3 protein-coding genes are annotated in these 2,182 nt (G+C 38.5%); 2 read left to right on the top strand and 1 reads right to left on the bottom strand.

The annotated features are described in order from the left end of the window. Nucleotides 1-221, top strand: a 221-nt coding sequence (locus tag RLO81_RS19160; RefSeq protein ID WP_350115636.1) for a hypothetical protein, incomplete at its 5' end; no start/stop codon positions are given. Nucleotides 222-322: 101 nt separating this feature from the next. Further along, a complete protein-coding gene (locus tag RLO81_RS19155) occupies nucleotides 323-1,534 on the top strand; it encodes an SIR2 family protein (protein WP_350115633.1) in 1,212 nt (403 codons plus the stop codon). A 95-nt stretch (nucleotides 1,535-1,629) separates the two neighbouring features. Here RLO81_RS19155 and RLO81_RS19150 read toward each other — a convergent pair. Further along, the coding region (locus RLO81_RS19150; protein WP_350115630.1) for a DNA N-6-adenine-methyltransferase at nucleotides 1,630-2,182 on the bottom strand (553 nt) is incomplete at its 5' end.

Here is a 2,182-nt window from a genome sequence, read left to right as displayed (position 1 = left end):
CTATAAAGTTAAAACTAAGCTACGTGAAATCAGGAGGATTTAATACAACTGAGTTGATTTCTCAGGTTTATGAATTTTCAAGATTGAACTGGAAGGGATTGAGGCAAAGGAGTGTTCCGGTAACGACTACATACTCCAAGACTATAGCCGAGTTCGCTTCTCATTTTGATGGTGAAATACCGGAGAATGACGTTGCAAACAACATACCCTGGTTTATCTAAACATGAGTATCGCTTCTGGTATATCGGATATTATCGGGAAATCTCTATTCTTCTTTGGCGCTGGCTTTTCTAGGAAAGCCGGATGTCTAACTTCGGTTCAAATGTTCGAAAGCATAAAGTCACAAATATTTGATTCGAGTAAATCAATTTTCTCTCCTGTGCAGAAGGAGGCATTAAAATTTCTAATTTCATGCCTTCAATATCACTCTGAATGGAGAACGATGGAAACATCGAGTAACTTCAAATTTTCTCCCAATATAGAAGAACTGGCTTTGCTTATTCGTCGGGTCAGAAACCGTGAGAACTTCCTGCCTTATCCAATTACGGGTAATTGGGCTGATAAGTTAGTGCAACTTGAATCACAATATGCTGCCGAAGATGCAGATAATGGAAACCTCTTTGAAAGTTTAGAGCTGACGTTAAAGAAGTTACTGAAAGATGAGTGGCTTACTACGAATTCCGAGTCAGACCTTTCATACTTGAAACCGTTAACGGATTTTTTGAAATCAAATAGTGACGAACAGTTCAAATTTGATATTTTTTCATTAAACAATGATACGGTCATAGAACACTTTTTCCAGCAAGAGGGTGAAGTTCCGTGGCGGGGCTTTTCAAATGGTAAGTGGTCGGATATTTCTCCTGATGATAAGAATGACCCTGGCGCGAGAGTAAATCTATATAAATTGCATGGCTCCATTGACTGGGTTCGTCTAGAGGATATGGATACTTGGGAAGAAATCAAGATTGAGGCTGAGCAACAAGATAAAATCGATGAGAAGCATAACCCCTACATAATATTTGGTCAGGGTACAAAGTCATTTTCTGTAGAGCCTTTCTTTTCACTCATTCATCATTTTAATAAAAGCCTGAACTCTAGTGATAAGCGATATATTTTTGTTGTTGGCTATAGTTTTTTTGATCCTTACATTAACAACTTACTTTTTAACGCGATTAAAGGGTATAAGAAGTTGATAATCGTAAATCCTGGCTTTGCCCCATCTACGCTATTTCGGCAGGAAAAAGTTGATGGTATGGATACGCCAGAAGCAGATAGTAAGAATTATTTCAGAGTTGTTTACGAAGAAGGGCAAAATGAGAGTAGTTTGACGGACTTTTTGAGAGAAATACAAAAAAATAGTTTTTACTCGGAATTGCCAGAATTCAATTTTCTCAGTCTTAGTGCTGAAAATCTCGAATATCTACCACTCAAAGCTGAGGATTTCGTACAATATTTTTTCTCTGACAATGGACGCCTGTTGAAGGACTATATTGATCAGTTTGAGACTCAGCGGCAGGAAGAAGAACCTTTTTAGGAGAGGATCGGGATCAGGGTGCCCCCCCCTTAGTCGAGGAACTTGGGTGTTCTGGGGACAGTTTACTAGTCAGTTCAATTCTTGGCACTTTAAATTCATTGAGAATTTTTTATTAGAGCAACACCTATTTGAGAGAAGATATCAGAAAAACGAGATGTATTTTCCCCATAGTAAAGAAATGCTTGTCCACGCGTGTTACCAGATATATTTTTACCATCGTCATTTTCAAAAGCTATTCTATGATGTGGAAGGCATAACGCTGCAGACTCATGCAACAATGCCTGAAACCAACGTGTTTCAGTTGCATTATTAACAAGGACAATTCCTTGCGATATTTTTTTAGAATTCCAATTAGAGAGGAACAATTCCACCGCAGCATCGACAATTTTTCTTCCATAGGGCGGGTTCATAAATACTCGCCCCTGTTTTTTAAACCATGTTTGTCGAAATGCATCAGATTCTGAATCAAAATACCGCTTTGCCTTAATGCGCTGGTTTGCATAAGCATTGGAAAAGGGATCAAGGTCAATTTCTCCCATAACCTCTCTTGCCATATCTGTATAAACTTTAGGAGTGAACCAAGCATCCGAATCTCTATTAAGATTCTTAGGGCTACCAGGTTTAGAACCTACATATGCTAATGTTGCG

Source organism: Fulvivirga sp. (assembly GCF_040220315.1).
Classification (GTDB): domain Bacteria; phylum Bacteroidota; class Bacteroidia; order Cytophagales; family Cyclobacteriaceae; genus Fulvivirga.
This window is presented reverse-complemented; position numbering and strand designations above follow the sequence as displayed.